Origin of the sequence: Streptomyces sp. NBC_00988, assembly GCF_045162645.1 — a bacterium.
Lineage (GTDB): Bacteria > Actinomycetota > Actinomycetes > Streptomycetales > Streptomycetaceae > Streptomyces.
Window position 1 is genome coordinate 6,764,799 of the sequence record NZ_CP108730.1, and the last position, 14,760, is coordinate 6,779,558.

The window sequence follows — 14,760 nt, forward strand, 5'->3', positions numbered from 1 at the left end:
CGGCACCGACCTTCTGATCCACGTGGACGGAAGGAGGTGAGCACGTGCTCGAAGAAGAACCGCCGAACTGGGAGTTCTGGACCTTTCTGGTCGCCCTGATCCAGCTGCTACTGGATCTGACCAGGTAAAAGGTCCGAACTCGCCAGTCCGGCAAGTCCACCCAAGGGGGTCGGCCAGCCAGGCCGGCCCCCTTCTCTCTGTATATCGATCGTGACTCTGCGCTTACGTTGTGTCTCGCATAGTCATCCTCGCGTACGACACTGTACGACGTGATTGCTTAGTTGGACTTGAGAACGAAGTGAATCGGCTCACGCGGAGTGAGCGGTTCCGCTGCGCTGGGACGCCCATCAAGCAGCCCAACTCCGCCCTGTGTTACGCACCAGGGCCCATGCACAGTTCAGTTCCCCCTCGAACGCGTCCAGGAATCCGCGAACCCACGCGCTTCACTGGGCGGCGGACTCGACGTACTCCTCGGCGGCGAGACGGCGGAGGGCCTGCGCTGGCCCGCGTTCGCCGCCTCGCGCGGCCGGGTCGGCGGCGGCGCCCTGGAGGAGTCCCTGCCCGAACTCCACTCGCTCCGGGTGCTCAGCTGGGACCGCGGCGACTGCGTTGCCATCCCGCCCCAGGCGGTGCGCGCGGTGCTCGCCGCGGCCCGACGGCGCGGCGGCACGGTCGTGGTCGACCTGCCCCGCCGCATCGACGACGGGGTCGCCGAGGCCCTCGCCCAACTCGACGTCGGCCTCCTCGTGGTCCCCGCCGAGCTCCGCGCGGTCGCGGCGGCCGGACGGGTGGCGTCCGCCGTCGGCATGATCCTGCGCGACCTCCGCGTGGCGGTACGCGGGCCGTACGCCCCCGGCCTCGACGACCGCGAGGTGTCCCGCCTCCTCGGGCTGCCGCTGGCCGGTGAAGTGCCGGTCGAATCGGGGCTGTTGCGGCCGCACGAGGGCAAGTCGCCGCCGGGCACGGCAGCGAGGGGGCCGTTGGCGCGGTTCTGCCGGGAGTTCCTGGAGCGGGCGTTGGTCGAGGTGGGTGGCGTATGAGGCGGCCGGCGAGGAGCGCGGGGAACTCCGAGCGGGGTGGTGCGGCCTTCCGGGGTGGTGCGGCGGGGGTCCTGGGGAGCGGGGTGCCTGGGCTTGCCGGGATGGGTGGTTCGGCGGGCGCGTCGAGGGGCGCGTCGCTCGGGGACGGCGGTTCGACAGGTGTCCCGGGGAGCGGGGCGGTCGGAGTTGAGCGGGTGAAGGACTCGGGGGGTGCACCGGGGCGGTGGCCTTCGGGTGGGGCCGGGGTGAGTGGGGCCGTCGCGGTCGGTCGGGTGCGGGATTCGGTGGGGAGTTCGGGGCGGTGGGCTTCGGGTGAGGGCGGGGCGAGTGGGGCCGTCGGGGTCGATCGGGTGCAGGGCTCGGCGGGTGCTTCCGGGCGGTGGGCTTCGAGTGCTGGTGGGGCGAGTGGCGGGGCAGGGATGCCCGTCGGACTGCTCGACGGTGTGCGGCGGTGGCTGGCCGAGAGCGGGGGTGAGCCGACGCCCGCGCGGGTGGCGCAGGCCTTGCGGGAGCAGGGGCGGGTGCTGGGTGACGCCGAAGTGCTGGGCGCCGCCGAGCAGTTGCGGTCCGAGCTGGTGGGCAGCGGCCCGCTGGAGTCACTGCTCGCCGACCCCTCCGTGACAGACGTCCTCGTGTCGGCCCCGGACCGGGTGTGGGTCGACCGGGGCGGCGGCCTGGAACTGACCACTGTCTCCTTCCCGGACGCGGCAGCCGTACGACGCCTCGCGCAACGTCTGGCCGCGGTGGCCGGACGCCGGCTGGACGACGCCCGCCCCTGGGCCGACGCCCGGTTGCCCGACGGGACCCGCCTGCACGCCGTACTGCCCCCGGTCGCCGTCGGCTGCACCTGCCTGTCGCTCCGCGTCGTACGACCGCGCGCGTTCACGCTGGACGAGTTGGTCACGGCGGGCACGGTGCCGCCGGGCGGGGACCGCATCCTGCGGGCGCTGATCGAGGCACGGCTGTCTTTCTTGATCAGCGGCGGCACTGGCACCGGCAAGACGACGTTGCTGAGCGCGCTGCTGGGGCTCGTCGGACCGGGTGAGCGGATCGTGCTCGCGGAGGACTCGGCGGAGTTGAAGCCGGACCATCCGCACGTCGTACGGCTGGAGAGCAGACCCGCCAACCAGGAGGGCGCCGGGCTCGTCACGCTCCAGGACCTGGTCCGCCAGGCACTCCGGATGCGGCCGGACCGGCTGGTGGTCGGCGAGGTGCGGGGGCCTGAGGTAGTTCATTTGCTCGCAGCCCTTAATACGGGCCACGAAGGCGGCTGCGGGACTGTCCACGCGAACGCGGCGGCCGACGTCCCCGCCCGCCTGGAGGCCCTGGGCACGGCCGCCGGCCTCGACCGGGCGGCGCTGCACAGCCAGTTGGCGGCGGCCCTGTCGGTGGTCCTGCATCTCGTACGGGACCGGGCGGGGCGGCGACGGATCGCCGAGGTCCATGTCCTGGAGCGGGATCCGTCGGGGCTGGTGCGGACGGTGCCGGCGTTGCGGTGGGGGGTGGAGACGTTTGCGTACGAGCGGGGGTGGGAGCGGTTGCGGGAGTTGATTCGGGGTGGGGGTGACGGGGGTTAGGGCGGGCGTTGGGCGGCCGGAGTGGTCGTGGGTTCCGTGCGGGACGTGCGGCAGGTGGGCCGGAGTGGTGATGGGCGTGGGTGCGGGACGGGCCGTAGTGACAGCGAGTGGGAGCGGTGATGGGTGAGGTGTCGGTCGGGGTGGTCGCGGTGTGTGTCGGGGGCCTGGTCTGGTTGATGGGTGGGCGGCAATCCGGGGCTCGGCGGGCGGAGTTGTTGTTCGCGGGTGGTGGAGCGGTGGGTGTTGGGCCGCCCTCGTGGGAGCGGGCCGTCGGCGAACTGCGGCGGATCCGGGGGCGGTTGCGGGTCGAGTGGTGGGCGCTGGGTGTCGGGCTCGTGTTGGCGGTGCTGGGGGCTTCGGTCATTCCGGTTGTCGCGGGGGCGGCCGGGGTGCCGTTGCTGCGGCGGGCGCGGCTGGCCGGGGAGGCGCGGCGGGCGCGGGAGTCGTGCGGGGACGCGGTGATCGCGCTGTGCTCGGCGCTCGCCGGGGAGGTGCGTGCTGGGCGGCAGCCGGGGGAGGCGTTGCTGCGGGCGGCGAGTGACTCCGGTGGGCTCGGTGAGGCGCAGGCCGGGGTGTTGGCGGCGGCGCGGTTCGGCGGGGATGTGCCGGGTGCGCTCACCTCGGCGGCACGACAGCCGGGCGCGGAGGGGCTGTTGGGGCTGGCCGCGTGCTGGCGGGTCGCCGTGGATCAGGGTGCGGGGCTCGCGGCGGGACTGGACCGGCTCGAAGGGGCGTTGCGTGCCGACCGGGACCAACGGGCCGATCTTCGTGCCCAGTTGGCGGGGGCGCGGGCCACCGCGGTGATGCTCGCCGGGTTGCCGGTCCTCGGGTTGCTGCTGGGCGCGGCGATGGGTGCCGATCCGCTGCGGGTGTTGCTGCACAGCGGGGCGGGGTTGGGGTGCCTGGTGGTCGGGGGGTTGCTGGAGGGCTTGGGGTTGTGGTGGGCGCTGCGGATCGTGCGGGGGGTGGAGGCGACGTGAGCGGGGGTGGGGTGAGCGCGGGGGCGGTGGTTGTCGGGTTGAGGGTGGGTGGCTTCGGTTGGGTGCGGGGTGAGGGTGCGTGGGGGCTTGTCGCGCCCGCGCGGCGGAGCCGCATATCGATACAGCCCCGCGCCTCTAGGGCATCAGCGTGTGCGTGGTGAGGGGGTGCGAGTGCGTGGAACTGGGCGCGCCTTCGCGGCGGAGCCGCATATCGACGCAGCCCCGTGCCCCTAAGGGCATCACGGTTCGCGGGGTGCCAGGGATCCCTTGGTCGTCGCGGGGCTTGAGGGGGGCCGGCGCTCGGCGAGAGCCCGGAGTGGTGTGGGCGTGGAAGTGGAAGTCGGTCGGAGTCGGAGAGAGAAGGCGGCATGAGTGCGGAAGTTGTCCACAGGCTGGGGGTCGTTTTGGGGGCGGTGTTGGTCGTGGGGTGGTTGGTGCGGTGGCTGGACGGCGTGCGGTGTGAGCGGAGGGCGCGGCGACGGCTGGCCGGGCTGCTGCTTCGGGACGTTCGGGACGCACGGGAAGTGGCGTCTGCCTTGCGGCGGTTCGACGTTCGGGACGTTGCGCGGCGGTGGTTGCCCGCGGTGGGTGTGGTGGGCGCCGGGTGGGTGTTGGTCGGTGGGGTCGCCGGGGTTGTGGTGGGTGGGGTCGTCGCCGTCGGGCTGTGGCAGTGGCGGCGTCGGCAGGTGGCCGACGACACCGTCGCCGAGCGCGATGCCGCCACCGCCACCCGCCAACTCCCGCTCGCTGCCGATCTGCTGGCCGCCTGCATCGCCGCCGGAGCCTCGCCGGTGATCGCCTCCCAGGCTGTGGGAGAGGCCCTCTCAGGGCCCGTGGGGGAACGGCTGGCGCGTGCGGCGGCGGAGGTGCGGCTCGGTGGTGAACCGGCCGACGCCTGGCGGAGGTTGGCCTCGCTTCCGGGCGCCGGCCCGCTGGCCCGGCTGCTCGAACGGGCCGACGAGTCGGGGCTCCCCGCCGCCGGACCGGTCGCACGGCTCGCGGCGGAGGCCCGCGCCGACTGGACCCGCACCACGACAGCGCGGGCCCGGCGGGCGGCCGTCCTGATCACCGCGCCGGTGGGGCTGTGCTTCCTGCCCGCGTTCATCGCGGTCGGCGTACTGCCCGTGGTGATCGGGCTCGCGGGCGGGGCGGTGGGAGGGGGTGGCGGCTGACGGGAGGAGCGAGCGGTGACGGACGTGTGACGACGAACGGCTGACGACGAACGGCTGACGTATGACGGGCGATCGCTGAACCTCAGCGGTCGGCCGAGCGGGCAAGTGAACCGACAGGAACCTCACGGGGGTTGAGATGTACAAGGCAGTGCAGGCGATGCAGGCAGTAGCGGTACGGGTCGTGCGAGCGGTGCGGGTACGGGTGCGGATGGGTGGCTCGGCGCGCGGGGATGCCGGGATGGCCACCGCCGAGTACGCGATGGGGCTGGTCGTTATCTCTAGTCTTGTACAGACCTCTGGCACGTGAGTGCTGAGCGTCTTCTTTCATGTCTCTGAAAGGTATCTGATAGGTGTCTGGCACCTCTGTTAAGTATGACGACATAGCCCCTCCGTACACGGCGGAACGGGCGGTAGACCCCGCGACGGAAGCGGTCCGGTGGGTGGTGATCTCGGCCGCCTATGAGTTGCACATGGAGGCGTGCGCCTTCCTGGCTTCTCTCCGGAGGGTGGACCGTTCGGTCAACACGGAACGGATCTATGCGGGCCGGGTCGCGTTGTACTTGTCGTACTGCACGACGCGCGGTTTGGACTGGAAGGAGCCGGGTCTGCCCGCGCTGGCTCGGATGCTTCACTGGCTGGTGGATCACCCGGCGCCTTCGAAGGGACGGAAGCCCGGTCTGGAGCCACGGTTCCGCTCGAAGAACACCGCGAATCAGATCATGACCACCATCTGCGGGTTTCTTCAGTTCTGCGGCCAGCAAGGCTGGGTGCCGTCCGAGACGGTCGGTCAGCTGTCCGAACAGAAGTACCTGGGCTACATCCCGCCCGACTTCGACCCAGGCGAGGACGGCCAGTTCCGGACGGTCAGGGCCAGGGCGATCAAGTTCTCCGTGGCCGTTGAGGGCTACGAATGGCTGAATGCAGACCAGTTCGCAAAGCTGGTCGGGTTGACGACGCGTGCCCGCGACCGCTTCCTGGTCGTGCTGCTGGGCGGCACCGGCATGCGGATCGGTGAGGCCCTGGGCTTGCGCCGGGAAGACATGCACTTTCTTTCGAACTCATCGGCCCTGAACTGCCAGCTGGCCGGCCCGCACGTGCACGTGCGGCGCCGGAAGAACGTCAACGGCGCACTGGCCAAGGCTCGCTCTCCCCGATGGATCCCGGTGACGGCCGAGCTGGTGACGGCCTACTCCGAGTACGTCCACGAGCGTGACGCGGTGGCCGAGGCCGCCGACTGCGACATGGTGTTCGTCAACCTGTTCCGTCCGCCGCTGGGCAAGGCGATGACCTACCACAACGCCAAGGACCTCTTCGACCGCCTGGCGGCGAAGGCCGGCTTCCCGGCCCGGCCGCACATGCTGCGGCACACGGCGGCGACCACCTGGATACGCTCGGACACGCCGCGGGATGTGGTGCAGAACCTGCTGGGCCACGTCTCGCCGTCGTCGATGGAGCCGTACATCCATGCCACCGACGAGGACAAACGCGAAGCCGTGGAACGGGTGGCGGCGATCCGCAGGAGCCAGGCATGACCGGGAATCTTGCAGTCGTCCTTCCCATCGGTGAGGACGACGGAATCGATCTCGGTCCGTGGGCCGAATGGCTTCGTGGCCAGCTGGCGGAGGACTGGCGGCCGGGCGAGTGGAACAGTGAAAGCTGGCTGTTCACAGGGGATTTCGAGAATCCGAACACGACCTCCTGGCGATGTCTCACTGAGGCATGCGGCGCGATCGAGAAAGTTCGCTACCGCCGTTGCAAGACGTGCGACAGGGCTTTCCAGATCAGCGGAATGAGTGCGGACGACTTCCATAAGACGTTCGTGCCGGAGGTCAACCGTCGCTATACCGAGGTTGATCTGTGTGCGGTGGAGCGGGACGGGAAGCGGTGTGCTCGAGAGCGGTCCGTGTGGGGGCTCTGCCGGAGCCACTCGACTCGGTGGGTAGCGGCCAGCCGGACGAACAAGACGCTGTTCACCGGCCCGCTCGAAGAGTGGATCCGGGACGTGGCTCAGCCCTTCGACGGATGGGCGCGATGCCTGGTCAAGGGCTGTGAATTGGAGGGGTGGCCTGGGGAGGGGCTGTGTCGCATCCACACCAGGAGGCGGAAGATCCACCGAGAGGCGAACAAGACTGCTGATCTTGCTGGTTGGGTGGAGCATCAGCCGCCCTACCTGGCCGGTCACCAGTTCTCGTTGGCGCCGCTGGGACAGGTCGCCCGGCTGGAGGTGCTCTTCATGCTTCAGCAGCGGGAGGCCAGGAACCAGAAGATCGAGCCGTCAGCCGTTCGCGCGGTGGTCCAGCGGCTCGAGGGTATTGAGAGTGTTTTGACTGCGGAGCGCGAACGGGTCGATGCGACGGGGTGGAAGGCGGCCAACAGCGCGACTCACCTGCGGGAACTCGCCTGGGCTGTCGAGCGGGGCCACGAGCGGTTTCTCGGTATTGAGCCCACGGACAAACTCGTCTGGGACATGACCGCCGTCGGTCATCAGTCGTTCTACCGCAAGGCTGGGCCTCCCGGCGTCCGGTCGACCAAGGTCGACTTCTCCGTCATCAAGCAGCTGTGGCTTCGCGAGGCGGCGATGGAATGGGCCCGCTCGACGCGTCCCAACAGCAAGCGGTTCCGCCACCACGTGTCGGCCTGCCTGATCGCAGCCAAGGCCCTGGGGAGGCTGCCGGGCGGCGGAATGGACCCCGCAGCCCTGTGGTTCGGCGACATGACCGCAGTGGTCGAGGGCTTCCGCACGCTCACGGACGACGAAGGGGAACCGCGCACCAACAAGTACCGCCGAGATCTGCTTGCCGGACTGTTCACCGTGCTGGACTTCGGTCGCAGCGCGGGCATGCTGGCGACCCTTTCGGGCAGCTTCGGCAGGCACAAGTCGCACCGGATCGTGGTGGATGAGTCGAACGAGGACGAGATCGGCAAGGCTGTTCCGGAATCGGTGATCCGGCAGCTCGATGCCCAGCTGGGCCTCTTGGGCCAGGGCATTTCCTACGGCTCGTGGGCGGGCCCCGAGGACGTGGTGGCCATGTTCCAGACGGTCTACCAGGTTCTGCGCGACACCGGCCGACGGCCCCGGGAGGTGCTGAGCCTGCGGCGTGACTGCCTGGAGTTCACCGGCAATGACTGCTTGCTGATCTGGAACAACTACAAGGGCAAACGGCTGCGGAGACGTTTGCCGATCACCATGGAGACGGCACGGATCATCCAGCAGTGGGACGAGCGCCGGGGCAAACTGAAGCTCGCACCGACCCGCTGTGAGGCCTTGCTGTTCCCCGCCATCAGTGACATCAGCCGCGACCCGCATCTGGGCACGGGCAATTTCGGGCGGGCCATGCGCAAGTGGGTCACCGAGATCCCGGAGATCCACTCGGAGGGAACCGGCCAGGACGGGAACCCGATCCCCTTCGAACGGGAGAAGATCTACGCCTACGCCTTCCGGCACTCCTACGCTCAGCGGCACGCAGACGGCGGAGTGGCCATTGACGTGCTCAAAGAACTGATGGATCACCGAAGTGCCGACACCACGGCCCGGTACTACAAGGTGTCCCTGAAACGGAAGCAGGAGGCCGTGAAGACGATGCGGCTGCATGTCGTGGACCGACATGGAAACCCGGCGCCGATGGCCTCGAACCGGGCATACGAGCTGCGGTCGGTGGCGGTGCCGTTCGGCGGCTGCACTGAGCCGTCCAACGTCAAGGCCGGCGGGCAAGCCTGCCCGATCCGCTTCCAGTGTGCTGGCTGCGGCTTCTACCGTCCGGACCCGTCCTACCTGGCCGCGATCGAGGACCAGATCCGGGACCTGAAGGCGGACAAGGAGACCGCCGTGGCCATGGACGCGGCCGAGTACGTCATCCGCAACCTCCAGGACCAGATCGACTCCTTCAAGAAGGTTGCCGTGACCATGCGCGAGCAGATCGAGAAGCTGCCCGCCGACGAACGAGAGGCTCTGATGCAGTCGGTGAAGATCCTGCGGAAGACCCGGGCGGCGGTCGGCCGGGCCATGCTGCCGCTGACGGTGATCAACCGCAAGGAGTCCCCGGCGTGACGGCCAAACGGAGCCCTGGCGAGGTGCTGACGGACGCCCGCCGCAAAGACAGCCGGGAGAAGCGGGCGAAGGTGCTGGCCGTGGTGGAGGAGATGATCGCCCGCGGCGACGCGGTCACCTTCGCCTCCGTCGCCAAGACCGCAGGGGTCTCGAACTGGCTTGTCTATGCCGAGGGAGTGCGCGAACACGTCGAGACCGCCCGCAAGCAACAGGCCGGGAAGGGACGCCGGGACCGTCAGGAAGGGTTGTCGCCGAGTGCCGCGAGCCTGCGGACGGATCTGGAACTGTCCCGGCAGGAGGTCGCCGCTCTGCGGGGCGAGCGGGACCGGCTCAAGGCCGCTACGCAGCGGCATCTGGGTCAGCAGCTCGATCAGATCGGCTCCGCCGGCCTGATCGCACGGGTGGAGGAGCTGACACGGCAGAACGAGGGACTGGCCTCGGAACGGGACGGCCTGCGGTTGGAGAAGTCCGAGCTGGAGGCCCGGGTGGAGGAGCTGGAAGACGACCTAGCCGCCGTCCGCAGCAGCTTGCGGCGGATGATCCGGGCTGAGAACAGCGGCCCGGCCCCGGCCTGAGCCTACATCGGTACGCCATCTGCGACGTTCGCCCGTGCTTCCCCCTCGAGGAGGTGAGGAAGTACGGGCGAACGTGCTCAAGCGGCGATGCCGAGTTCGGTGCGGGTGCGGTGGATGATTTCGCGGACGGCCGGCTCTCGCCGCCGAGGACGGTGTTGAACTCGCGGAGGTAGTCCTTGGTCCGGGAGGACTGGACGCGGGCGAGACCGACGGACCGATTCCCCAGCTCCAGGCCGTGGTCGAGATCGCGGGCCTGAAGATGGGCGGTTCCGACGATCGCACGAGGATGTCAGGCACCAGTCAGAGGCAGAGTAGTCGCACCTTCAACGAACCGTGGCATCGGCCTCGCCGCCCCGTCACCGCCCACATGGGCGGTGACCGACTATGAATCCAGGCTTCTGAGACGGGAAATCTCTGCGTTGGCAACTTCGAGGAGAAGTTCGAGCTCTCGATTCCTTGCCATCAACTCCGCCATTTCGTGTCGGCACCTGGCGGCGTCATGGTTATTTCGAGTCAGGCGAGCGGATATTTGGCCGCTGTGTTCACCCGCGGCAGTCTGCGGCACTTCCGACTGCTTCCTTGAGCGGAGTCGAAAAATTTGGGCAGCGAGGTCCGGCTGTTTTCGCAGATAGTTAGCCGAGACGCCAGATGCCCGAGCCACGGCCGCGAAATTCACCGCCTCGCCCGAGCCAATTACTGCGGCCAGACCGGCTTCCGCGGCCTGCCGAGCTCGCCTGGCCTTCCTGACTGACGCTTGGCGCAACCCCCTGGTTTGGCGATCCGGTCGGGAGCTGGACTGACTGGATGGCACTGAGAGGCGCCCGCTCATTGCGATGACGTGTCGCCGCGTCCAGCTCCATGCAGCTGCACTACCTCGGCCAGATGGGACTCGGTGGCCGCAACCGCTGTTTCAGGTTCGCGCGTCACGTCGCGCGCCCATTCGGTGACTTGGCCCTCCAGCAGTTGCCGCACCAAGTCGGGGCGCCAGGAGAAGATCTGCTCTCCCAGGCTGTCGACCGTTACAGACTTTCCGAATGCTTTCTCGGCCACGGTTGCAAGGAGCTTGGGACGTTCGACTTCCCGGTCTCGCCAGCCTGGTTCCCGCACCCGCAGACGCTCACCTGTCGATTGGTCACGTCGATTGGAAAGCTGCTTATACAGGTTTGTGCGCTGCCAGTCTGACAGTATTCCCGTGCGATATCCATGCTCAATCAGCGAGGCAAGAGACATGCCATAAACTCGCTTTAGCGGCAGGAGGGACATCAAGGTTGGAGTCTCGGGCCACTCCCGCTCAAGCACATGCTGAGGCAAGAGGAACTCTGCGCCGAAGGTATACGCCTCACGCTCCAGTTCGCCTTCACGCCGCGTGTGATGCATGGCCAGGTGGCCCAGTTCGTGAGCGATGGAAAGGCGTGTCCTCTCCCACGAGTCTGTTGCGCGAACGCCTACAAGCGGGCGATCCAAAAGGAAACCGATCCACGTGGAAAATGCGTCGTGATTTCTCGCGTGAAGGTCTCCTTCGAAATCGATCGTCGCCACATAGACTCCTCCGCGTTCCAGGGTTCGGATGAGATGCGGCACTGGTGCATCCGGTTCGATTCCGAACGATTTTCGAGTGATCTGCGCTGCCTCGACAGGGGGCATGTCCGACGGGATACGGGGGACGCGGAGATATGGCAGCCGCAATTTGGGTTCAGCTGAGTGGACGAGGTCGCCGACTAGTCGAGCCCAGGAGACCAGCTGGTCCTCCTCTGATTTGGGGAGGCTCTTCTTGGCGCGGAAGAGGAGGCTCCCTCTTTGCACCTGAGTCACCGGCGTCGCGGACAGGAATTCGATCGAGAAGTTCAGGGCAGATGCCAACCGTTGGGCCTTCGGCTTCTCAAGCATCGTCGACACGGTGTGCTCAACCTTGGAATACCAAGATTGGGAAACCCCAGCCTCCTTCGCTACGTCACCTGACCGTAGTCGCTGGATCAGGCGAGCATCGCGAAGCCTTTCCCCGAAAATCTCGACTTCATTTTCCTGCCACAGTGGAATCGCCTTCGTCATTACGCTCGTCCTCGTCGCGACCATCGGAGATCTCTTGCTCCGACTGCCTCTCCTCGGCCTCGCCCCACAGGGCGACGACATCGGACAGGTCGTCGTCCTCGTTTCGCGAACCTGCTGGAACGGCATGTGTCAGTGGGTTGATCAACGTCTCCATCAGTGGAGCGTTGATGGCGATCTCTTCCAGAATGGAACACTTGATTCCCCAGCGTCGCATCGACTCGACTCGAGTCAGGGAAACGGAGCGAACCGCGCCAAGGGATTTGCTCCAGTCCCACATCACGACGAGAGAACCAGCCGGCCCCTGCAGCGTGTCCTCGTCGAACAGCCAGGGGTCTGTGAGCCTGGCCTTCGGGGGACGCATGCGCAGCCGTGGTGAGCATCCCGATCCCTCCAGCCCGACCCGGACCCACTGGTCCCCGGACTCCTGGAGCCGTAGACGGGAGTTGGCCACCAAGGCCGAGTCCTCGGCGAGGCCCAGAAGTTCCGTCCGTGCCAGAGCGGACATGGCCGGACCGTTCGGGCGCCGACGGGCCCTCTTGGTCATCTTCGCCACCTGCTGCACCGCCTGATCGAGCAGGTGATGCAGCAGTGACAGCTCGCGGTCGTACGTCGATGCGACGTTCTGCAGGAGGAGGGGTGATCCCATGAGGAAAATTTATACCCGGAATTTCACATGGGGTCCACTGTGATCCTGTCGTCTCAGTGAGCTCACGCATGGAACGATGTTAGCATGCAATCAGCGTCTTGACCTGCAATGATTTACCGTCTCTGGTGACAGTTTGGCCCGGCTTCCAACATCAAAATTCACTCAGGGCTGGACGCGGGCAGGCTGTCCGGCTGGCTGGCCGACCACCACGCGGCGGCGGTCCGAGAGGCACGGGAGCGCCTCAAAGTCGCCGTTCAGCGGCACCTGGGCCAGCAGCTGTATCAAGCGGGGGCGAAGGATCTGGCGGCCCGCGCCATCGAGCTCCAAGAGGCCAACAAGGACCTGGAGAAACGACTCGCGGATTCCGAGGCCGACCGGCGGGGCCTACGGGACTCCAACCAATCATCCTGAAGGCCGTGGTCGCCGATCGAACAGATGGCTGAGCACGGACAGGTGCCGGCGGGACTGACGGGACCCAAGGGCAGATGCTTTGGCGATCCATCTGGAACGAGCGATACAGCCGTCGGCGGCACCCACCCGGCCGTACAAGCCGGGTACGAGCCGCGCACTGGGCACTGCACCCGGCCCCACTGACCGTGGCCCGAGCCGCACCGCCCGCGTTACAGCTGACCGCTCTTGTACTGGCCGCGCACACAGCGGCTGGCACCGGACTGGGCCGACGCCGAGAACCTCACCCGCCTGTGCGGACTGTCGCAGCCCCAATTGGACGACCTCTTCGACCGGCTGATCCGTACGAACGTCCTGGAAACCTGGAACTGCGACCGCGACGCCGGCGAAGTCCACTGGAAGCCGTGTCTGAGACATCAGCCTGAGCCGTAGCAACCGACGGCTGCGGGCTCTGTGGAACGAGACAATGTCTGTCTCTGAGGAAACCGTCCGCCACTGCCAGGAACTCGTCGCCAGCAACAGTGCCACCTACCTCCCCAACCGCGCGGCGTCGCTGAGCAACGACGCGATGCGGCTGGCAGAGGCGGACCTGCGAACCAGGCGGTAGCGGTTTTAAGAACGCCGGTCAGGGCCCTGCTGGTCCTCACGAGCAACGAAGTCGCCCGCGGACCGGTGATCTTCACGAGGACCATGACCCGTGACCAGCCCGAGCATTCCGCGACCTACCTGCACCGGACCACCTGGCCCGCGATTTTCACGATGCACACTGATCAGTCGTCGAGCGCGTCCTGGCCATCGGGGCCTGAGAAGACAAGCTGTGTGACCGTCGGCCCGTAGTCGGCCTTAGCAGTCACGCGGTAGAGACCCGGGCTCGGCAATGTGACCTGGGCGCCGAGCTTGTCGTCGTCGGTGGCTTCGAGTCGCACTGTCGTCTGCCAGTCGGTGTCCGTCGCTGCGACGGTGCATGCAACTTGGGCGGGGTCGTCGGTACCGGTGACGATGCAGTCCCAGAAGGTACCGGCGGGGACGTAGTCGGGCACATTGAGGCCGATGCCGTCCTCGGCCTGGTCGGGACCAAGGTGGTCGTCCTCAAGGAGGAAGTCAGCGATGATGCGGCGCGCTTCGCGGCCGCTGGCGATAGCGCCGTGTTGGGCGAAGACGGGGATGGTGCGGCGGGCGAGGGAGGCTGATTCGCGGTGGACGGTGCCGTCTCCCCAGACCTGGTAGCGGCGTGGTGCCCCATTGGCATCGCATTTGACGGTGTCGTCGGAGTCGGTGCGGAAGCAGTACTCGGAGGCGATGACGAGTCCGTCGATGAGCTTCATCGACTGGACAGTGTTCTGGCGGATGCCGACGACGGGGCGGTGGTGGGGCAAGGGTTGGTTATAGAGGGCGGTGAAGAAGTCCTCGGCAGCCTTGGCCAGATCCTTGTCGCCTCCGAGGTCGGCGACGTCTGAGGGGGTCAGGCGACGGACATCGAGGGTGTCTTCCAGACAGAGGAAACGAGGGAGAAGCTCGTGGACGGCCGGCATGGTGGCGGCTGCGGTGGCGAGGCGGCCGTGGGGCAGCGGCAGGGGCCCGCCCTGGATGGCGTTGAGGATGTTAGCGGCGACGACCGAGCCCTGGAAGGGGGTGCCGAGCGTCATGACTCCGCGGGTGTCGTTGGGCAGGTCGCTGTCGTCGCCGAGGGTGAGGGCGGCATAGGTGACCAGGCCGCCCATGGAGTGGGCGATGAAGACGAGGCGGGCTGGGCGTTCGTCGACGGCTTGTTGGCGAGCGGCAGCGTGGGCCGGATGAGCGAGCCAGCGCTGGAGGTGGTCGCGAGCGTTCCGGGCGAGCCTGCGGGCGTTGACGGCGACGGGCAGGCGCCAGTCGTAGGGGAATGTCATGATCGCGTCGCGATGGGCGACGGTGTCTTCGATAGTGCGCAAGAGTTTGTGGTACGGCTCGATGCCACGGAGGAAGGGGCTCCAAGCCGGGGTCTGCAGCAGACGGGGGGCCCTGATGCGGCTGTAGTCGCCGGCGAGTTCGGCGGGGGTGAGCTGGAGCGGAGCGAGCCCTTTGCGAGTGAGCCAGGCTTTGGTGAGCCAGCCGGTGTTGGCTAAGCCCCAGATCACCTTGTCGGTGGAGGCGTCATAGAGCTCGCTGCCCATGATGCCGGGGACGACGACGACCGCATCGTGCGTGACTGCAGGGGTCAGGCCAGGTTCCGTGTGCGGTGCTGGATTTGGCAAGGTTCCCCCCGAGAGTGAGTGCATGGCTGTC

At 67.8% G+C, this 14,760-nt stretch carries 11 protein-coding genes and 1 pseudogene; 9 read left to right on the forward strand and 3 right to left on the reverse strand.

Going from position 1 to position 14,760, the window contains the following annotated elements; translation table 11 throughout:
* Positions 1 to 446: 446 nt before the first annotated feature.
* The 7 genes and pseudogenes from ssd to OG496_RS31120 form a co-directional block, all read left to right on the forward strand.
* Positions 447 to 1,040 (forward strand): annotated as a pseudogene (gene ssd / locus OG496_RS31090) (septum site-determining protein Ssd); the annotation flags it as partial.
* Positions 1,041 to 1,459: 419 nt separating this feature from the next.
* A complete protein-coding gene (locus OG496_RS31095; protein WP_405973256.1) occupies positions 1,460 to 2,617 on the forward strand; it encodes a TadA family conjugal transfer-associated ATPase in 1,158 nt (385 codons plus the stop codon).
* A gap of 119 nt (positions 2,618 to 2,736) precedes the next feature.
* Positions 2,737 to 3,597, forward strand: a complete 861-nt coding sequence (locus OG496_RS31100) for a type II secretion system F family protein (protein WP_405973257.1) — start codon at positions 2,737 to 2,739, stop codon at positions 3,595 to 3,597.
* 368 nt (positions 3,598 to 3,965) lie between these two features.
* On the forward strand, positions 3,966 to 4,769 hold the full coding sequence (locus OG496_RS31105; RefSeq protein ID WP_405973258.1) for a type II secretion system F family protein: 804 nt from the start codon (positions 3,966 to 3,968) through the stop codon (positions 4,767 to 4,769).
* Positions 4,770 to 5,209: 440 nt separating this feature from the next.
* Positions 5,210 to 6,301, forward strand: coding sequence for a tyrosine-type recombinase/integrase (locus OG496_RS31110; protein ID WP_405973259.1), 1,092 nt, complete (start codon positions 5,210 to 5,212; stop codon positions 6,299 to 6,301).
* Positions 6,298 to 8,817, forward strand: coding sequence for a tyrosine-type recombinase/integrase (locus OG496_RS31115; RefSeq protein WP_405973260.1), 2,520 nt, complete (start codon positions 6,298 to 6,300; stop codon positions 8,815 to 8,817). The genes OG496_RS31110 and OG496_RS31115 overlap by 4 nt, the downstream gene beginning before the upstream one ends.
* Positions 8,814 to 9,392, forward strand: coding sequence for a DUF6262 family protein (locus tag OG496_RS31120; RefSeq protein WP_405973261.1), 579 nt, complete (start codon positions 8,814 to 8,816; stop codon positions 9,390 to 9,392). Before OG496_RS31115 ends, OG496_RS31120 begins: the two co-directional genes overlap by 4 nt.
* Positions 9,393 to 10,217: 825 nt before the next feature.
* On the opposite strand, the gene OG496_RS31125 is transcribed toward OG496_RS31120, so the two are convergent.
* Entirely contained in the window at positions 10,218 to 11,441 is a 1,224-nt protein-coding gene (locus OG496_RS31125) for a helix-turn-helix domain-containing protein (protein ID WP_405973262.1), read from the reverse strand.
* On the reverse strand, positions 11,407 to 12,087 hold the full coding sequence (locus OG496_RS31130) for a hypothetical protein (protein ID WP_405973263.1): 681 nt from the start codon (positions 12,085 to 12,087) through the stop codon (positions 11,407 to 11,409). Before OG496_RS31130 ends, OG496_RS31125 begins: the two co-directional genes overlap by 35 nt.
* Positions 12,088 to 12,723: 636 nt before the next feature.
* On the opposite strand from OG496_RS31130, the gene OG496_RS31135 reads away from it, so the two are divergent.
* Complete coding sequence (locus OG496_RS31135; RefSeq protein ID WP_405973264.1) at positions 12,724 to 12,927, forward strand: hypothetical protein; 204 nt, start codon at positions 12,724 to 12,726, stop codon at positions 12,925 to 12,927.
* A 34-nt stretch (positions 12,928 to 12,961) separates the two neighbouring features.
* Positions 12,962 to 13,102, forward strand: a complete 141-nt coding sequence (locus OG496_RS31140) for a hypothetical protein (RefSeq protein ID WP_405973265.1) — start codon at positions 12,962 to 12,964, stop codon at positions 13,100 to 13,102.
* A gap of 163 nt (positions 13,103 to 13,265) precedes the next feature.
* Here the strand turns inward: OG496_RS31140 and OG496_RS31145 are convergent, their stop codons facing one another.
* Positions 13,266 to 14,753, reverse strand: coding sequence for an esterase/lipase family protein (locus OG496_RS31145; protein WP_405973266.1), 1,488 nt, complete (start codon positions 14,751 to 14,753; stop codon positions 13,266 to 13,268).
* Positions 14,754 to 14,760 lie beyond the last annotated feature (7 nt).

Bases quoted from the DNA above. Each gene is read 5' to 3' on its own strand.
- OG496_RS31095 (WP_405973256.1), top strand. From the start codon at position 1,460: ATGCCCGTCGGACTGCTCGACGGTGTGCGGCGGTGGCTGGCCGAGAGC.
- OG496_RS31100 (WP_405973257.1), top strand. From the start codon at position 2,737: ATGGGTGAGGTGTCGGTCGGGGTGGTCGCGGTGTGTGTCGGGGGCCTG.
- OG496_RS31105 (WP_405973258.1), top strand. From the start codon at position 3,966: ATGAGTGCGGAAGTTGTCCACAGGCTGGGGGTCGTTTTGGGGGCGGTG.
- OG496_RS31115 (WP_405973260.1), top strand. From the start codon at position 6,298: ATGACCGGGAATCTTGCAGTCGTCCTTCCCATCGGTGAGGACGACGGA.
- OG496_RS31125 (WP_405973262.1), bottom strand. From the start codon at position 11,441: ATGACGAAGGCGATTCCACTGTGGCAGGAAAATGAAGTCGAGATTTTC.
- OG496_RS31130 (WP_405973263.1), bottom strand. From the start codon at position 12,087: ATGGGATCACCCCTCCTCCTGCAGAACGTCGCATCGACGTACGACCGC.
- OG496_RS31140 (WP_405973265.1), top strand. From the start codon at position 12,962: ATGTCTGTCTCTGAGGAAACCGTCCGCCACTGCCAGGAACTCGTCGCC.
- OG496_RS31145 (WP_405973266.1), bottom strand. From the start codon at position 14,753: ATGCACTCACTCTCGGGGGGAACCTTGCCAAATCCAGCACCGCACACG.